This is a genomic window from Nocardiopsis flavescens, from assembly GCF_900141985.1.
Classification (GTDB): Bacteria; Actinomycetota; Actinomycetes; order Streptosporangiales; family Streptosporangiaceae; genus Nocardiopsis; species Nocardiopsis flavescens.
Map to the genome: position 1 here is coordinate 18,772 of NZ_FQZK01000033.1, position 16,485 is coordinate 35,256.

Here is a 16,485-nt window from a genome sequence, read left to right on the forward strand (position 1 = left end):
TCCCGGGCACGGGACCCACGTACCGGCCGCGCGCCGCCCCGCACCGTACCGGTTCACGAGTCCGCACCGCCGGAAACGACACCGGGACGTCCCGGCCGGTCGCGCGCGCCCCCGCGGCCTCCGGGTGCGACGCACCACACCGGCCCCGGGCCGGACCGGGAGGGCCGGGCCGCGGACGCCCCCGTGCGGGGGATTCCGGACCCGCGGCGGGGAAGGAACCCGTGGAACGACGGGCTCCGGGGGGCCGAACGCGGTTCCCGGGAGCGCGCGGCGCACTGGTATCTTCTCTGCTGGCCTCCGGGCGCCGAGCCCTCCGGCGGGCCCGCCCCTCCCCCTGGAAACCCCCGCCCGCGCCGCCCCGCGGGAGCCCGCAGGACCCCCACCCCGGGTCGCACCCGGGTTCCGCCCCGACCGAGGAAAGAGAGCCATGGCGGAGCTGAAGTACTTCACCGGAGCGATGAACTCGGGCAAGAGCACCATGGCTCTCCAGGAGCACCACTCCCGCGGCCGCGAGGGAGTGCTGTACACCCGCCAGGACCGGGCGGGCGCGGGGATCATCTCCTCCCGCCTGGGCCTGGAGTCCCCGGCCGTCGAGGTGACCGACGAACTCGACCTGTACGACGACGTCGCCGACCGCAAGGCGCCGTACGTGATCTGCGACGAGGCCCAGTTCCTCTCCCCCAAGCAGGTCGGCCAGCTGGCGGGCGTGGTGGACGGCATGCGGATCGACGTGTACTGCTACGGCATCCTCACCGACTTCCAGGGGCGGCTTTTCGCCGGCTCGCAGCGGCTGGTGGAGCTGGCGGACAAGATCGAGGTCCTCCCGGTGTCCGCGCGCTGCTGGTGCGGGGAGCGCGCCACCCACAACGCCCGTGTGGTGGACGACGTGATGGTGTACGAGGGCGAGCAGGTGCACATCGGCGGCAACGAGTCCTACGCCACCCTGTGCCGCCACCACTTCATGGCGGGCATCGCCTGACGTACGCCCGACCGGGGCCACGGGACCGGACGGGACGGTCCGACCGGCGCGGGCCCCGCCCCACGCCCGCGGTGCCTGACCGGCAGCGGCGGATCGATACTCGGTGCGGATCTCGACGGTGTCCCCCTCCGAGCCACGGCGAACAGGCTCCGGCGGCACCGTTCGGGCAGTTCGGTGGGACAGCGCCGGCTGCGCACGCCGACCGCGAGCGACCCGGAGCGGCGGACGTCCACCATAGGGGCGGAACACGGAACACCGACCGGCCAGAGGCCGAACCGGGCTCCCGCCCGCCCCCGTGCCGGACCCGTCCGCACGGGTGCAGGGTGCTCAGCGTGGCACCGGCGCAAAGGCCCACCCGAGCCCGCGGCCAGGACCGCCCCGGAATCCCCACCACGCCCTCAGAGCAGGCACGGACGGCCCCTGGGCCGCGGACGGTGCGGGCCTTGAACATCCCCGGGACCCGCAGAACCACTCCTCCGCACCGGGGACCACCACCCGGCTCCGTATCGGTCCCATCCCGAAAACACCCATCCGGTCGGACACCGAAGCCAGCGCCAAGCGTGTGGAACCTCGCCCCCTGGTCGGCACTTTCCGAGAGGACGAGAACGCCGTTGTCTCACCGATCGGCAGGTGACCCACTCGGATCGAACACCTCGCTCCCACGAGCACGGACCGCAGACTTCACTCAGTCGGTTCCGGGAATCCAGATCTCGAACTCGATTTCGGATATCCTCACCAGCTTCGCCGCTTCTCGGTGCATCGCGTTCTGTGAGACGAGATCACTCGTTTCCGACTCGGACTCGGCTTCAATTCTAATTTCATAGAAAGCACTTCTGGTCTGCGCCAAGATGACGTACCCCGTCACACCAGGCGACATCTCTCCATAAAAGAAGTAGGAGCGGTCCGCCAGATCGCCGACCCCCTCCGATTCGACGACATGGAATTCCGACGCTATTTCTCCGGACCGTGCGTCGAACTCCTCGGAGGCGGTATCCACCCGGCTCGTATCAGGAGCAGAGATGACTGCTTCGTACGAGTACTGAAGTGACCAAGGACGGGAGGTCGTGTAATCGGGAACGAGTTCCCACTGGCAGTGGTCGCTGACACGCCACTCGTCGTCTCCGGCGGTGTCCTCATAGTTGCCGCCATCGTCCATGCGTGTCAGGGAGAGGCTGCCGGAGGCTTGCAGGTTCTTGGAGCAGAGATCGATATCACCGGGGTCGATCGATGCCTGCGGCTCACCGATCAGCTCGGCTGATGTCTGCGCATCACCCGGCTTCGACCCGATTCCCGAGGAGGTGAGGTCGAAGAAAACTCCGATGATGCCGACTAGGGCTCCGAAGACGCCGAATGCCGCGAGTGTTCCGCAGCCGAAAACCGCGAGTGCGGCCTTCCACCCGTGCAATCCCTGCTTATCGGGCGGTGCCTTCTCGTCAACCACGGTTATCCTGCGCCTCCAGCTGGGCCTTCACATCCGGGTGTTCGAGCGGACGGGTGAATCCCACGATGTCCGAACGATTGGGGTCATCGTACTCGCGCACCGCGATCGGTCCACAGTTGGTGCACCAGGCCTCCACCATCAGGCCGTCGCCGATCACCATTCCCATGTGTCCGGGCCCCGGCGGTTCTCCCGCGCGGGTCACGTCGAAGAACACCAGGTCACCCGGCTGTTCCTCACCGGCGGGAATCTCCGGCCCGAAACCCCACTGGTCCTGGGACACCCGCGGAACGGTCACGCCGATACTCGCGTAGGCCTTCATCGTGAGCCCCGAGCAGTCGAACCCGTCCGGCCCGGTCCCGCCCCAGATGTACGGCTTCCCCCGCTGCGCCAGTGCCCAGTCGACCACCGCCTGCGTCAGCTCGTCGGGCGCCCGCCCGATCGGCATACCGTCCTGGTCCAGCTCGCACAGCACCGCGGTCCTGACGGGGTCCGACGTGTCGTAGGCCCCCTCCGCGTACCGGTCCGCCCACTCCAGCACGTCGTCCACGTACCACCAGGCGTGGTTGTAGCCGTAGATCGCCTGCCGGACGTCGTCCTCGATCCCGTGGGCGATCAGGTAGTCGGCCGCGGCGGGGATGGCGTCCGCGGGGTCGTACACGTTGACGATCCCGTCGCCGTCGCCGTCCACCCCGTAGCCGTTCTCCGGCCGCTCCCCCACCGGCTGGACCGGCTGGCCGCCCCAGCTGTTCCCGGCGGCGGATCCGTCGAGCGAGCCGAACTGCATGGGTCCGGCCGCACCCCAGTCGTTGTGCCCCTCGGTGATCCCGGGCCCCTCCCAGCGCCCGTGATGGGACTCCACCTGGCCGACACCGGCCAGGATGTTCCACGGGATGCCCCGGTCCTCCCCCGTCTCCTGGTACAGCTCCAGGTAGTTCTCCGGGATCGAGTCCATCGCGTACCCGCTCGCCCCCGGCTGTTCGGCGTCGGCGTTGGGCGCGCACACCAGGCCGTTCGCCATCAGGCTCGCCAGCCGGCTCCCGGTGTCGGTGATCACGGGGATGACGAACATCGCCACCAGGACCGCGAGCCCCACTCCGATGGCCACACCGCTCCCGATCCACCAGCGGACGGAGCCCCGGTCACCGGAAGCACCGAAAGTGGAGAGCATCGGCTCACTCCTCCCCGAACTGGCCCGCGTCGGCGGGCTGGAAGTCGAAGACCCGCCAGGCCCGCCCCTCCTGGACGACGGTGATCGCGAACTCGCCGAGTTCCTCGTCGAACCCGCGGTCGGCCGTCTCGGTGATGGACTGCACGGTCACCACGAAGGTGATCGAGCTGTCCCCGAACGTACGGATGGACCGCACCTCGGCCCGGCCCGCGGCGATCGCCTCGGCCTCGGCCATCTCCTCCCAGAAGGCGCCGGCCCGGGAGGACTCCGTCAGGACGTCGGCGTACTCGTCGGTCGCCAGCGAGCGCATCGAGTCGTAGTAGGCCTCGGGGGACCCCGTGTAGTCGATCGTCCCGTAAGCCCGGGCGAAGGCCGCCGCCGTCGCGCCCGCCTCGCGCAGGTCCTCCTCCGGGAAGGGGAACCACTCCAGCACGTCCAGGTCGTCCGTTGCCGTGGTCGGCAGCGGGCTGGGCTCCACATCCGACGGTCCGCCGTCGGGCGGCGCCCCGGCGCTGCCGCCGTTCTCCCCCTGGGAGGCGCCCCGCCCGTCCGGGGCCTCCTCACCCCCGCCGCCGAAACCGCCCGTGCTGAAGTACACCCCGGCCCCGACCAGCACGACGATGAGTGCGATGAACACGAACCTCTGGGCACGCTCGGGTAGGGGGTTGGGCATCGTCAGGGGCCTTTTGTCGTCGTCGGTCGGGGTCGGGTCAGTCGTCGTTCAGCCAGAAGGGCACATCGCGCTTCCGGTCCCTGCGGGGAGTTCCGGAGCCCTCCCCCCAGAAGGGGGTGATGGGGGCATTGTCGCCGCTCTTGCCGGAGCCGCTCAACCACCCGCCCTCGCCGTCTCCGCGACGGCGCTCCGGAGCCGGCGGTGCCGGACGGCCGGGGCGCTGCGGTGCCGGGCGCTCCCGGCGCTCGCGCGGCACGCCCCACCGGGATCCGCGGGCGTCGGGGTTCCCCCTCGCCGGCGTGTCCTCGCGGCTGTTGAAGATGCCGCTCCCGGTACCGGGCTCGACCCGGTCGGCGCCGGCCGCCCGGCCGAATCCGGCCCCGGACCCGCCGTCGTCCCGCCGCTCGGAGCGACCGCCGGAGGCGGTGCCGAAGACCGAGCCCCATCCGGTGTCACCGGCCCCGGTGTAGCCGCCGCTGGGCCGGGGCGGAATGGCGCCGCTGCGCCCGCTCAGGCTGGGGGCGTCGTCGGCGGTGCGCCTGGCACCGGCCGGACGGGAGCCCCCGTCCTGGCGGCTGACGTTGAGCGGCGGCGCGGTCCCGTTGTCACGGACCCGTCCGTAGCCACCGCCGGTCCCCCGCACCCGCGCGGGCTCGGCGGCCTCGCCCACGGTCTCCTCCCCGACCCTGGGGTCGACCGCCGCCCCGTTGCCCGCGGGGACGCCGGCCGCGGCCCCGGCGATGGCCGCGCTGTTGCGGCGCCCCCAGTTCTGGGCCTTGAGGTAGGCCACCGGGGGCAGGACGGTCGCGCTCTTGGACAGGACCTGACTGCCGGCGGCGTCTCCGACGACACGGGAGGTGAAGGTGTTCGCGTTGACCGAGGAGAAGAGGTACGCGAAGGGCTTGCGGTAGACGAAGAGCGCCACCGTGAACAGGGCCAGCAGGATCATCTGCAGGCCCCAGCCCAGGCTGGTGGACATGATCATGCCGTAGCACATGACCAGCAGGGAGATCAGGAGGACCACGAAGATCTGCTTGAGCAGGAACCCCACCATCAGCTCCACCCAGCGCAGCAGCACCATGCGCCCGTAGCCGGGGTGGATGCCGATGAGCAGGAAGACCGGGGACAGCAGGAACAGGATCAGGAAGGCGATCTTGAGGACGATGAGGGCCACCGATCCCGCGAGGATCAGCCCTCCGGCGAAGACGGACGCGAACAGGGCCAGGGTGGCGACCCCCAGCCTGCTGCCCTGGTCCTGGCCGGAGAAGAGCGGGTAGATGCTGGGGTAGGAACTCTGGACACTCGAAGCGATCTCTTCGTAATTCTCCTGTTTGTCCTGAATCAGTTGATTCGCATCGATCTCCTCATCGGCGATCTGCTGCTGTTCGATCCTGTTGATCCCTTGTGTGGCGATCAGGTCTGAAGCATGATGAACAGCAGCGTTCTCGGCGATGTCCCCGTTGCCGAACTGCCCCGCCACCCACGGCTGGCAGACCAGGCTCGACCACAGCATGTCCGCGTTGCGCCGCACCTGGAAGTCGGACTCCGACTCCCAGTCCGCCCGCTCCGGCGCCTCCGCTCCCGGGGGGCAGGTCCCCGACCCTCCCCCGTACGGGATCTGGCCGACCGTGCTCGTCACCAGCTGGCCGCCCGAGTTGACCAGGCTGCTCGCCAGCCCCATCACCTGTGCGGGGTTGACCATGATCCACAGTCCCAGAGCCGTGGCCCCGACCATCCACACCGTCGACTCCAGGGTGAGCGTCATCCGCTTGCGGATGAGCCCGTACCAGCCGAGCCAGATCGCGCCCAGGATGACGACGGTGGGGATGAGCGGCCGCCAGATCCCCTCGCGCAGGGTGACCACGACGTTCTCGACCAGCTCGTTGAAGCTGGCGAGCAGGCCGTCGGAGGTCGCCGCCTGGTAGACGGTGATGGTCGACTGGTTGATGGTCTTGGACAGGTCCCAGGCCGTGTTCGCCAGGGTGGCCTGCGGGCCGTTGCTGATCCCGTCGACGCACGACTCGGTGATCATGTGCCACTGCTGCCCGGCCGTCCCGTACTGCCCGTACATGCTGGCGTCGGGCGGCAGGCCGTCGGGCGAGCCCTCGATGGCGGACTGGGACTGGGGCGGCACCAGCAGGCCGTCGGAGCCGCTGCCCGCGGACTCCGGCAGTGGAGCGGGCTCGCCCGGGCACAGCGGGTTGGCCTGGGCCGCGGTGAGCGGTAGGACCAGGAAACCGGCCAGCAGGAGGAACGTCATCAGGAGGCGTCGCCATCCCCGCCGTCGGACGTGCTGATCCGTCATCTGCTGGCTCCTGCGTCGTCGTTCGGTGCCCCGGGTCATGATGGCGGACACCGTGGGGCCCGGCCCTTCCCGCCCGCCGCCACGGTCTCCCGCCGGGTGCGCGCACACGCACCGGCGCGAGGCCGCGCGCGACGGCAGGGCCCCCGGATGTCTTTACCCCATCCTCTATGGTGCTCCATCACCGGGTTCGCGTACGGGCACAACGCGATGGGTTTTCGGGTTATCTATCCGACCACACCCCGACTGGGGGTGACAAAGGGTTCACATAACAACGTTTCCGCAGCTAGTGGACATCATCGGCCTTACATAAGACCCGAAAATCGCCCATCCGCAATTACCCCTCCCGCCACTCCTTATGATCGGCGTCACACCAGCACCCGTGTCCAAAAGTGGACACTCGACGGGCAATCGGGCTGGTACCCGGTGCCGGCCTCGGCTTCTGCGGAAACCGCAGCCGGGTTTGTCGCAGGACCGAAAAGAAGTCATCCGGAGAAGTCGGGGACGCGTTCCCGCGCGCATCGCACCGGTGGCGGTACCGCGTCCCGCGGGACCCGTGGTCACCAGGTGCCCCACCGCCCCCTCCCGTCCGACCGGCCGACCGTGCCGGAACCGGCGTTCCGGTCGGGGCCGCGGCTCCCGCCGCGGGCCCCGGGAGCACCGCCGGACGCCTCCACAGCGGAGTCCGGCGGGATCCTCGCCCGCGTCAGCCCGGCCGGGCCGGGCAGTCCCGGGCCGGTCGAGGCGGATGCGCGGCCCCTCGGCCGAGATCTCCCGGCGGTGCGGGCGGAGGTCCCGCCGCCGGAATTCCGCCGCGGCGGCCGACGCTTCCGGCCGGGCCGGGGCGGAGCGGAGCGAGCACCCGGGGAGGGGACCGCGGTGCCGCGAGGACGCGGGGCGCAGCCGGGCGCCCGGGCACTTCCCGCCTCCCCCGGCGGCGGGAGCCCGGGCACGGGAGCGCGCCCGCCGGCCGTTCCGCCGGCACGGCGCCCCGGGGCGCGGGCGCCCCCTGGGCCGGGGGCGGGCCGTGGCGGGGATCGCATCTGCGGGGAGCGGGGGCGGCGGCCCCGCCCCGGGCGTCACCCTGTGTGAGGGCCGCGCGGTTTCCCGAGCCGTTTTCCCGGGGCCGCGGACACCGTTCCGAAAGGCTCCGGGAACCGCGCCCGGCCGCGGCGGAAAACGGTGTCCGAACAGCGGCGGACCGCTTCCCCCTCCGTTGGCGACCGGGCCCCGCGACCGCGGGAACCCCTGCGGTGCGGGGCATCCGGCCGCCGACCGTTTCGGTCACCTTCCGTGGCGCCCCCTGCGGAGGGAGAACGGGAGTTCACCGCGGAAATACCGCGGAAAGCGTCGATGACCACCGTGGACTCCGGTGGCGGGTCCTTTCTCGGATAGATTGGCCTGCGCATCGTCCCCCACGCAGAAGGGATGCGCCCCCATGTCCACACCCCGCTCCTCCGTCGGCCGTTACGAGCTGCGCGGGCCGCTCGGCGCAGGCGGGATGGGTACGGTGTGGCACGCCTGGGACCCCGCCCTCCAGCGCGACGTCGCGGTCAAGGAGGTCGTCCTCCCCGAGGGCATGAGCGACGAGGACCGCGGCGAGGCGCGCGAGCGCACCCTGCGGGAGGCGCAGGCGACCGCGCGGATCAGGGACAACGCCGTGGTGACGGTCCACGACGTCCTGGAGCACGAGGGCACCCCCTGGATCGTGATGGAGCTGCTCAGCGGGCGGTCGCTCCAGCACCACCTGGACCAGGACGGCCCCGTGTCCGCGGCCCGGGTGGAGGAGGCGGCCCGGTCGCTGCTGAGCGGCCTGCGGGCCGCGCACGCGGTCGGCGTCACCCACCGGGACGTCAAGCCCGCCAACATCATGCTCACCGAGGACGGCCGGACGGTGCTGACCGACTTCGGCATCGCGAACGTCGACGGGAGCACCGCGCTGACCCAGACCGGCGTGTACATCGGCTCGCCCGAGTACATGGCGCCGGAGCGGTTCGAGGGCGAGCGGGCGCTGCCCGCCTCCGATATGTGGAGCCTGGGCGTCACCCTGTACGCGCTGCTGGAGGGCCGCTCCCCGTTCAAGCGCGAGAGCGTCACCGGGATCATCAGCGCGGTGCTCACCGCGCCGATGCCGCCCCGGCTGTCGGTGCCGGGCGGGGCGGACGACCCGGCCGCGGCCCCGCTGCGCGGGCTGATCGGGGCACTGCTCGACCGCGACGCGTCCTCCCGGCCCACGGCGGAGCAGGCGCTGGAGCTGCTGGACCGGGCCCGGGAGGAACGGGCCCGCGACGGGGGCACGGCCGCGCTCCCCGCGGGCGGCGGGGCTCCGGGGGACGCCGGTGCCGCCGACGGCGGCGCGGAGGGCGACGGCACCGCCCCCGCGAGTCCGACGGGACCGGCCACGGGCGGCGGCGCACCGGCCTCCGGCCCCGGGACCGGAGCGGTGCCGGCGGCGACGGGCCCGCAGAGCCCTTCGGGGCCGTACACCTCGCAGGGAACGCACACGCCCTCGGGCCCGCACACCGCGCAGGGGCCGTACGCCGCCCCAGGGCCGCGGACGCCCTCCGGACCGTACCCGCCGGGGCCGCCCGCCCCCTATCCCCTCTCCGGGCCGCAGGCGCCCCTTCCCGCGACCCCCCCGCATCCGGCGGGCGGTCCGCAGAACCCCTACGCTCCCCATCCGGCCCGGCCGCCGCAGGGCGCGCCCCAGGGCCCGGCCGGGCCGACGGCGTCCGGCCCCCGGCCGCTGCCCGGTACCGGCGCTCCCCCCGGCAGCGGCGGGTTCGGGGGCCCGACCGGCCCCCGGCCGGCCGCCCACCCCGGCACGGGCGGTGGCTCCGCCCACACCGGCCGCGGCGCGTACCCCGTGCCGCCGCCGCACGCCCCCCGGCCCGGCGCGCCCGTCCCCCCGGCGGGCCACCCGGGTCCGGGTGTCCGGTTCGACCGGGCCGCCGCATACGGTCCCGGACGCGCGGACACCGGGGGTGTTCCCGTTCCCGGCCCCGGACGGCCGCCCGCGCCGGGGCTGTCGTTCTCCGTGGTCGCGGCGTGCGCGATGCTCGGGCTCAACGGCCTGTACCTGCTGGCCCTGGCCCTGCTGTCGCTCGGCGGTTCGGGCACCGTCTTCGCCGGCTGGGGCGGGCCGCTCCTGCTCACGCTGTGGGGCGGGGTGTCGGCGGCCTCGGTGGTCGGCCTGCTGCTGCGCTCGCGGCTGGTGTACGGGCTCGTGGTGCTGTTGCAGGTGGCGGTGTCGGTGGCCCTGGTCTTCACCCTGTTCACCGTGGTCGTCTACACGCCCGAGGACCTGTCGTTCTACCTGGTGATGCTGCTGTTCAACCTGGTGATCGGCGGCCTGCTGCTGTTCCCGCCCAGGGCGCGGGCGTACTTCCGGCTGGGCGCGTCGTTCGGCTGACGGGTCCTCCCTCCACGGCCGCGGCCCCTCCCGCCGCACCATCTGGACCAGCGCTCCCGAGCGCGCCGCGAACACCCCGAAGGCACCCTCCACCGGGGTCGGCCGGTGGACGAGGTCGCGCGCGGCGGCCCCGCTCAGGGGTTCGGCGCAGTCCACGAAGCCCGTGCGGCCGGTCGCCGCGTCGGCGTACGCGGCGTCCGGCAGGGCCCCCCGGGCCGGGGGGCCGGAGCGGGCCGGCCCGCTCCCACCGCCCAGCGGGCCGGGGCGTCCCCGATCCGGTCCCGGGACAGGACGGGTCCGCCCGCCCGCGGCGTCCGGGGCGGTACCGCGCACGGCCGGGGCGGCTGCGGTCAGAAGAGCAGGGCGTGGCCGGTGAGGCGGTCGACGTGCTCGTCGCGGACCCGGCGGGCGGCCTCGGCGGTGGCGGCCAGCTCCGACACCTCCGGGGACCCCGTCCCCAGGAACGACGCGGCGGCGCGGTGTTCGGCGTAGGCGGCGGTGGAGTCGGCCGCCTCCTGGCACTGCTCCCACTCGCGGTGGGCCTCCACCGCCCGCTCCACCAGGCGGCCGTACTCGGCGATCTGCCCGACCCGGGCGCGCACGGCGTCCTCCACCGCGCACAGGTGCTCGCGCTGGGGCCTCAGCGCCTCGCGCACCCGCGGGGAGCCGGCGCGCTGCCAGCGGCGCAGGTGGGCCCGGCGCAGCTCGCGCTGGCGGACGAGCAGGACGGCGATGCGCCACTCCTGGTCGCGCAGCACCTCCAGGGCGCGGTCGGTGTCGAGTGAGTCCCCGCCGCCGAACGCGTCGCGGGCGCGCTCGACCAGGTCGATGGTGTGCTGGACGGCGGCGAGGGCCGCGTGGTCGGCCTCGCTGAGGTCGTCCGGGTGGACGACGGCCCCCTCCGGGGCGTCGTCAGGCGGCCCCTCCTGGACGCGGGAGGTGAGGGCGTCGATCGTGACCAGGGCGACCAGGACCGCGAACAGTCCCCACGGGATGCCCGCGGAGGGGTCCCCGGGCAGCAGGTCGAGCAGCCAGACCGGGCCCGCGGCGAGGGCCCCGGCCCCGGCCGCGACCCCGGCGGTGCGGGTGGCGGGGTGGGCGTCGCCGCGCAGGGCGAGGGCGGCGACGTGGGCGACGAGGCCGATGTTGACGATGGCCATGCCCAGGTACCAGCCCGCGGTGGCCAGGGACAGGGTGAGCGTGCCTCCGACCGCGAGCAGGTGGACGGCGGCTTCGCGCAGGCGGGCGCGGCGGGTGACGGCCTCGCCTGTGGGCCACCGCACGGGGGTGCGGGGGGAGGCGGCCCCGCGGAGCAGCTCGTCCCGCCGCGGGGCGGGCAGGGCGGGGTCGATGACGGGTCTGGGCCGGCGGATGACGTCCTCACTCATGGACGGTCCCTTGTGAGCGTGTCGGTGCGGGGCGGTCGACGGTGATCGGGCGTCACGGGAGGAACCCGACAGGGTAAGAGATGCCCACCGCGCGACCCCACCGAACCCGGCCGCGCGCGGAGCTTGCCGGGTGTCCGCCGCGCCGGGGGACCGCCGCAGGTCGCGGGCGTGCGGTGGCCCGCACCGGTCGCCGGGCTGTCCGGGGCGCGGGCCGCCCGCCCTCCGGGACGCCCCCGCACGCCGGGGGCCGGGGCGCGTCGCCCCGGCCCCCGGCGTGCGCGTCAGGGCTCGCGGGTGGAGCCCACCAGGTCCCCGTCGTCGGCGCCCGGTCTGCGGCGGGTGGGGTTGGTGTCCAGCCAGCGCAGCAGGTCCTCCGACACCAGGTCCACGGCGATCCGGGCGGCCCGCCCGTCCAGGTCGCGGAACAGGCACTCGCCGTTGCCCAGGTTGCGCAGCACCGCGAGGTGGTCCTCGGTGGTCTCCACCCCCAGCAGGGCCATGACGCTCTCCACCTCGTGGCGTTCGCTGGAGCGGAACGCGAACACCGAGGACAGGCAGTTGGTCACCTGCTCGTTGAGGAGGTCGCCCGCGTTCTGCGACACCAGGATGAGCGCGGTGTTGCGGGAGCGGCCCATCCGGGAGACCTCCGGGACGAGCTTGGCGCCCTCGGGGGTGGAGGTCACCGCCCAGGCCTCGTCCAGGAAGATCGCCTTGGGCAGGTGCCGGTCCAGGCCGTTCATGAGGCGGCGGGCGAACTGCGACACCAGGTACAGCAGGGCGACCGACAGGCGCTGCTCGTAGGAGTAGTCGTCGCGGCGCAGGCCGGAGTCGGGCAGGGTGAGCCCGCCCAGGGTGAACACGGTGGTCCAGCCCTCGGTGTCGATCTGCGCGTCGCCCTGGGGGTCGAAGCACAGGGAGGCCAGCCGCATCTCCGACATGGAGCCCAGGACGGCGCCGAGGTTGCGGGAGGCGGCGTCGGAGGAGTTCGACAGGTGGTCGACGACCTTGGCCAGGGAGGGGCGGGGCTGGTTGGCGACCGCCGCCACGGCCTGGATCATCGCCGACTCGCGCTCCTCGCTCATGCGGGGGAGCAGCAGGCGCAGGGTCTCGGTCGCCATGGTCTTCTTGGCGGCCAGGTCGTCGCCGAAGGCGAACGGGTCGAGCAGGCCCGGCTGGGCCGAGCCCAGGGACATGATGCGGGCCTTGCGGCCGCGGCGCTGGAGGAGCTGCACCAGGGACTCGGCGTCGCCCTTGGGGTCGATGGCGGCGACGGTGACGCCGCGCAGGGCCAGCTGGTAGATGAGCAGCAGCGCCAGGGTGGTCTTGCCGCCGCCGGGCTCGCCGGTGATGGCGATGGCGGTGGGGCGGTTGCGGGCCGCGGCGACCAGCGGGTCGAAGTGGACGATGGAACGGGCCCGGCCGATGGTCTCGCCGACGTAGGGGCCCACCCAGCCGTCGCCGGAGCGGTCGGAGCGGTCGCCCACGTCGACGGTGGCGGTGGGCATGCCGCCCGCGATGGTGCGCAGCGGCTGGCGCTGGGCGTAGGCGCTGAGCCGGATGCGGTCGCCCGGCAGGGATTCGTTGAAGAGGGAGAACTGGTCCCCGGTGGAGTTGATGACGTCGATGCCGATGTCCCGGTAGTGCTCGATGACGGCCTCGACCTGCTGGACCAGGAGGCGCTCGGTGGGCGCGGACACCATGAGCCGGTGCCAGCCGTACACGAACGGCAGGCGCTCCTTGGTGATGCCGTGTTCGAGCATGCGGGCGGCGTCGATCTGCTCGGCCAGGGCGATGGGCGCCTCCACCCCGGCCTCGCGGATGTGGGCGTCCATGTCGCGGGCGTGGGCGAGTTTGCGGCCGACGTCCTTGGAGGCCTTGGCGGGCGGGACGAGCTTCATCCGCAGGGACATCTCCACCGGGAACGGCAGGGAGTCGGCGTGGTGCAGCCAGGGCTCGCCGTCGGGGAAGGGCATGAGGTCGGGGAAGCGCGCGAAGGAGAGGAAGGCGGTCCAGGTGGAGCCGGAGGGCTGTTCGAGGCGGAGCATGGAGCGGCCGTTGTGGAGGGTGCCGTCGACCAGGGCCTCGATCTCGCCGCGCCCCCACGTGCGGCGGCCGGTGGCGGAGGCGCGGGGCTCCTCGGAACTGCCGGTGACGGAGTGGCGGATGAGCCAGGCGATCTCGTCCGCGGTGGCGTGGCGGGCGTGCAGGGAGCTGGCGGCCAGGGCGCGCCCCAGGCGCTCGGACTGGTCGGTCCAGCGGGCGAGCTCCTTGTCGTCCACGGCGTCGTCGGTGATGCCCAGGACCTCCTCGGTGCGCTGGTAGGCGCCGAGGAACTGGGAGAACAGGCCCAGCCCGGCGCCGGGGTTGCGCGGGCCCAGGCGGACGCCGAGGTAGACCTCCTTGGTCCAGAAGTCCCTGGCCCAGACGTGGCGGTAGCTCTCGTCGAGGTAGTCGTACCAGCCGGGCCCGGAGTCGGAGGTCTCGTCGAGGCGGGTGGCCCACTCGGCGGCCGGGTAGGTGCGGTGGACGACGCGCAGGTGGACCTCGGCGTCGTTCATGCGGATCGCCGCGAGGGCGATGGTGATGTTGGTGGCCAGCGCCTGGCGCTCCTCGGGGGTGGTGAACTCGTAGGAGACCGTCGGCAGCCGGAAGTACGCCCACGCCTCGCTGTCGCTGAACAGCACCCGGTCGTCGAAGTAGCGGACCGCGAGGCGGGTCGAGCCGCGGGTCCCCCTTGTGCCGGCCATCTTCTGCCACCCCTCCTGGTCGCGTCGCGCGGCGGGTGCGCCCGGCGGGCGGGCGCGGCCGTGCCTGTGCCACCCCCATAGTGTGCTGCATCGGTCCCCGGCCGTAGAAGCGGAACGCTTTACGGCGAGCCGGAAAGCGCGTCGTCCCACGTCCCCTCCCGGGCCGCGGGGCCGGCGCGGGATCCGGGCCCGGCCCGGCCGGACGCGCGGCGGCCCGCCCCGGGGGCGGGGCGGGCCGCGTGCCGGTGCGCGTCAGCAGCGGCTGTCGATGGTGCCCTGGATGGAGGACTTCTCGGCAGAGGTGACGGTCAGGGAGTAGCGGTGCTTCACGTTGACCCACGCCTTGACGTAGTCGCAGTGGACGGCCGTGTTGGTCGGCATCCACTGGGACGGGTCCTTGTCGCCCTTGGCGCTGTTGCTGGAGGTGGTGACGGCCCACAGCTGCGGGGAGGTGATGTCGTTGGCGAAGGCGCGGCGCTCGTTCGTGCTCCAGGAGGCGGCGCCGGTCTTCCATGCCTCGCTGAGCGGGACCATGTGGTCGATGCTGATCTGGGAGACGTCCCCCGTCCAGGTCACGGCGTCGAAGAAGCTGTACCAGCTGCCGGAGGTGGGCTGGCAGTCCGCGTTGGTGACGACGTTGTGGCCGTCGCGGACCAGCACGTGCTGGCGGGCGGTGCAGGGGCTGTCCACCACCGCCCAGTGCGGGAAGAGGGAGCGGTCGTAGCCGGTCTGGGGGCCCTTGGCGGCGACGGTGAGCGAGTTGAGCTGGGTCTGGGCGGCGGAGGTGGAGGGGATGCCGGGGGGCAGGGTGTGCGCCGCGGCGGCGGGGGCCGCCCAGCCGATGACGACGGCCAGCGCGAGGGCGGAGACCGCGGCCAGGAAGGCGCGCGGCCCGCGGGGGGTGGGGGTCATATTCTGTTCTCTCCTCTTGAGCGGGTCGAGGGAAGGACCTCCACCACTGTGGGGCCGACCGCGCTTTCACACCAGTCCCCCCAGGGGAATTCCCGGGGAATCCGGTGTGGCGGGCCCGATTCGGGTACGACCCTTTGCACCAGGCTCCGCACCGTTTCCCTGTGAACTGGATCACGGAAAAAAGCGGGGGCGGGCGGGCAGGGGTTTGACCGGTTCCCCTCTCCCCGGCGACCTGCGGCGATGGACACGGTGCGACCGGGCCGGACACGAAGCGTCGTGGCGGGTCCGCGAAGGGCCGGGGGCACATGGGAGAACGCCGCGCCAAAGGACGGCGGGAACGGGAAAGGCGCCCTTGGCCTTTCGGCCGGGCGCCCCAGAGTAGGCCCACCCTACCCGGGATGAAAGCCGATAAACCAGACGGGGCGCAGCGCCGGGGAACGGATCCCGCGGCGTTTGTTACGTTCGGATGTCGTACGGACCGTCCAACGAAGAGACAGCGACACCGAACCGAAAGGATCGCCCCGCACAGGGGTTCGGCCATGACGTTGCAGATGGATCTCCCGACACTGGACGACTATCCCACCCGTAAGGGCACCGAGGCCGCACTCCTCTACCGGAGGGACCCCACCGTCTGGGGCACCGCCGAGGACGGCCCCCTCTCCCACTCCCGCCTCCAGGAGCACGACCGGCGCGGGTACACCAGGTTCGGATCCCTGCTGGACCCGGACGAGGCCGCCGGGCACCTGGACGAGGCCGACCGGCTGGTCGCCGACCCCGGGCTGCGCGACGACGAGCGCGCCGTGGTGGACCCCTCCGACGGGGGCGTGCGCTCCGTGTTCGAGGTGCACCGCGTCAGCGGGGCGTTCGACGCCCTCGTCAACGACCCCCGGCTGGTGGAGCCCGCCCGCCAGCTGCTGGGCTCCGACGTGTACGTGCACCAGAGCCGGCTGGACCACCGCCCCGGGTTCGGCGGCGGACCGCTGTACTGGCGCTCGGACTTCGAGACCTGGCACGCCGAGGACGGCATGCCGCGCATGCGCGCCGTCGGCTTCTCGGTGGCGCTCACCGACCACCACTCGCACAACGGCGCGCCGCTGGTGATCCCCGGGTCCCACCGCACCTACGTCTCCTGCCTGGAGGACGGGGAGCACGGGCGCTCGGGCACCCCCGACCGCGGCACGCTGACGATCCTCGCCGACCGGCACGGCATCGACACGCTGGAGGCGGCCCCCGGCGACGTGACCGCGCTGGACGCCAACTGCATGTACGCGGCCGGGGCCAACATCACGCCCTGGGCGCGTTCGAGCCTGTTCGTCGTCTACAACAGCGTGGAGAACGCCTGCGAGAAGCCGTTCGGGGGCGAGGGCCCCCGGCCCGGCTTCCTCGCCTCGCGCGACTTCACCCCCGCGGGCAGGTGAACGCACCGGCGCCCCGCCCCCCGGGAACGGGGGGCGGGGCGCCGT

General features: G+C 73.0%; 10 protein-coding genes. 3 read left to right on the forward strand and 7 right to left on the reverse strand.

The annotated features are described in order from the left end of the window. Positions 1-427: 427 nt before the first annotated feature. Positions 428-979, forward strand: coding sequence for a thymidine kinase (locus tag BUE45_RS28675; protein ID WP_073384047.1), 552 nt, complete (start codon positions 428-430; stop codon positions 977-979). A 685-nt stretch (positions 980-1,664) separates the two neighbouring features. On the opposite strand, the gene BUE45_RS28680 is transcribed toward BUE45_RS28675, so the two are convergent. From BUE45_RS28680 to BUE45_RS32125, 4 genes are all read right to left on the reverse strand, one after another. Beyond that, on the reverse strand, positions 1,665-2,420 hold the full coding sequence (locus tag BUE45_RS28680) for a hypothetical protein (protein WP_073384048.1): 756 nt from the start codon (positions 2,418-2,420) through the stop codon (positions 1,665-1,667). Further along, positions 2,413-3,489, reverse strand: coding sequence for a C40 family peptidase (locus BUE45_RS28685; protein ID WP_378660238.1), 1,077 nt, complete (start codon positions 3,487-3,489; stop codon positions 2,413-2,415). Before BUE45_RS28685 ends, BUE45_RS28680 begins: the two co-directional genes overlap by 8 nt. Positions 3,490-3,592: 103 nt before the next feature. Next, the gene (locus BUE45_RS28690) at positions 3,593-4,261 is read right to left on the reverse strand and encodes a hypothetical protein (protein WP_073384050.1); all 669 of its coding nucleotides are present in this window, start codon (positions 4,259-4,261) and stop codon (positions 3,593-3,595) included. Positions 4,262-4,298: 37 nt separating this feature from the next. Continuing rightward, entirely contained in the window at positions 4,299-6,566 is a 2,268-nt protein-coding gene (locus BUE45_RS32125) for a type IV secretion system protein (RefSeq protein ID WP_073384051.1), read from the reverse strand. 1,435 nt (positions 6,567-8,001) lie between these two features. On the opposite strand from BUE45_RS32125, the gene BUE45_RS33950 reads away from it, so the two are divergent. Beyond that, complete coding sequence (locus BUE45_RS33950; RefSeq protein WP_073384052.1) at positions 8,002-9,975, forward strand: serine/threonine-protein kinase; 1,974 nt, start codon at positions 8,002-8,004, stop codon at positions 9,973-9,975. Between the two features lie 350 nt (positions 9,976-10,325). On the opposite strand, the gene BUE45_RS28705 is transcribed toward BUE45_RS33950, so the two are convergent. The 3 genes from BUE45_RS28705 to BUE45_RS28715 form a co-directional block, all read right to left on the reverse strand. Continuing rightward, positions 10,326-11,363: a hypothetical protein gene (locus tag BUE45_RS28705; protein WP_073384053.1), complete on the reverse strand. Its 1,038-nt coding sequence runs from the start codon at positions 11,361-11,363 to the stop codon at positions 10,326-10,328. A 281-nt stretch (positions 11,364-11,644) separates the two neighbouring features. Then, the gene (locus BUE45_RS28710) at positions 11,645-14,110 is read right to left on the reverse strand and encodes an ATP-binding protein (RefSeq protein ID WP_073384054.1); all 2,466 of its coding nucleotides are present in this window, start codon (positions 14,108-14,110) and stop codon (positions 11,645-11,647) included. Positions 14,111-14,362: 252 nt separating this feature from the next. Then, positions 14,363-15,022, reverse strand: coding sequence for an HNH endonuclease family protein (locus BUE45_RS28715; protein WP_073384055.1), 660 nt, complete (start codon positions 15,020-15,022; stop codon positions 14,363-14,365). Positions 15,023-15,573: 551 nt separating this feature from the next. Between BUE45_RS28715 and BUE45_RS28720 the strand changes: the two genes are divergently transcribed. Next, positions 15,574-16,440 (forward strand): phytanoyl-CoA dioxygenase family protein, encoded by an 867-nt coding sequence (locus BUE45_RS28720; protein ID WP_073384056.1) that lies wholly within the window; start codon positions 15,574-15,576, stop codon positions 16,438-16,440. Positions 16,441-16,485 lie beyond the last annotated feature (45 nt).

Excerpts from the sequence above, each read along its gene's own strand:
- BUE45_RS28675 (WP_073384047.1), top strand. The coding sequence starts at position 428 with ATGGCGGAGCTGAAGTACTTCACCGGAGCGATGAACTCGGGCAAGAGC.
- BUE45_RS28685 (WP_378660238.1), bottom strand. The coding sequence starts at position 3,489 with ATGTTCGTCATCCCCGTGATCACCGACACCGGGAGCCGGCTGGCGAGC.
- BUE45_RS28690 (WP_073384050.1), bottom strand. The coding sequence starts at position 4,261 with ATGCCCAACCCCCTACCCGAGCGTGCCCAGAGGTTCGTGTTCATCGCA.
- BUE45_RS32125 (WP_073384051.1), bottom strand. The coding sequence starts at position 6,566 with ATGACGGATCAGCACGTCCGACGGCGGGGATGGCGACGCCTCCTGATG.
- BUE45_RS33950 (WP_073384052.1), top strand. The coding sequence starts at position 8,002 with ATGTCCACACCCCGCTCCTCCGTCGGCCGTTACGAGCTGCGCGGGCCG.
- BUE45_RS28705 (WP_073384053.1), bottom strand. The coding sequence starts at position 11,363 with ATGAGTGAGGACGTCATCCGCCGGCCCAGACCCGTCATCGACCCCGCC.
- BUE45_RS28710 (WP_073384054.1), bottom strand. The coding sequence starts at position 14,110 with ATGGCCGGCACAAGGGGGACCCGCGGCTCGACCCGCCTCGCGGTCCGC.
- BUE45_RS28715 (WP_073384055.1), bottom strand. The coding sequence starts at position 15,022 with ATGACCCCCACCCCCCGCGGGCCGCGCGCCTTCCTGGCCGCGGTCTCC.
- BUE45_RS28720 (WP_073384056.1), top strand. The coding sequence starts at position 15,574 with ATGGATCTCCCGACACTGGACGACTATCCCACCCGTAAGGGCACCGAG.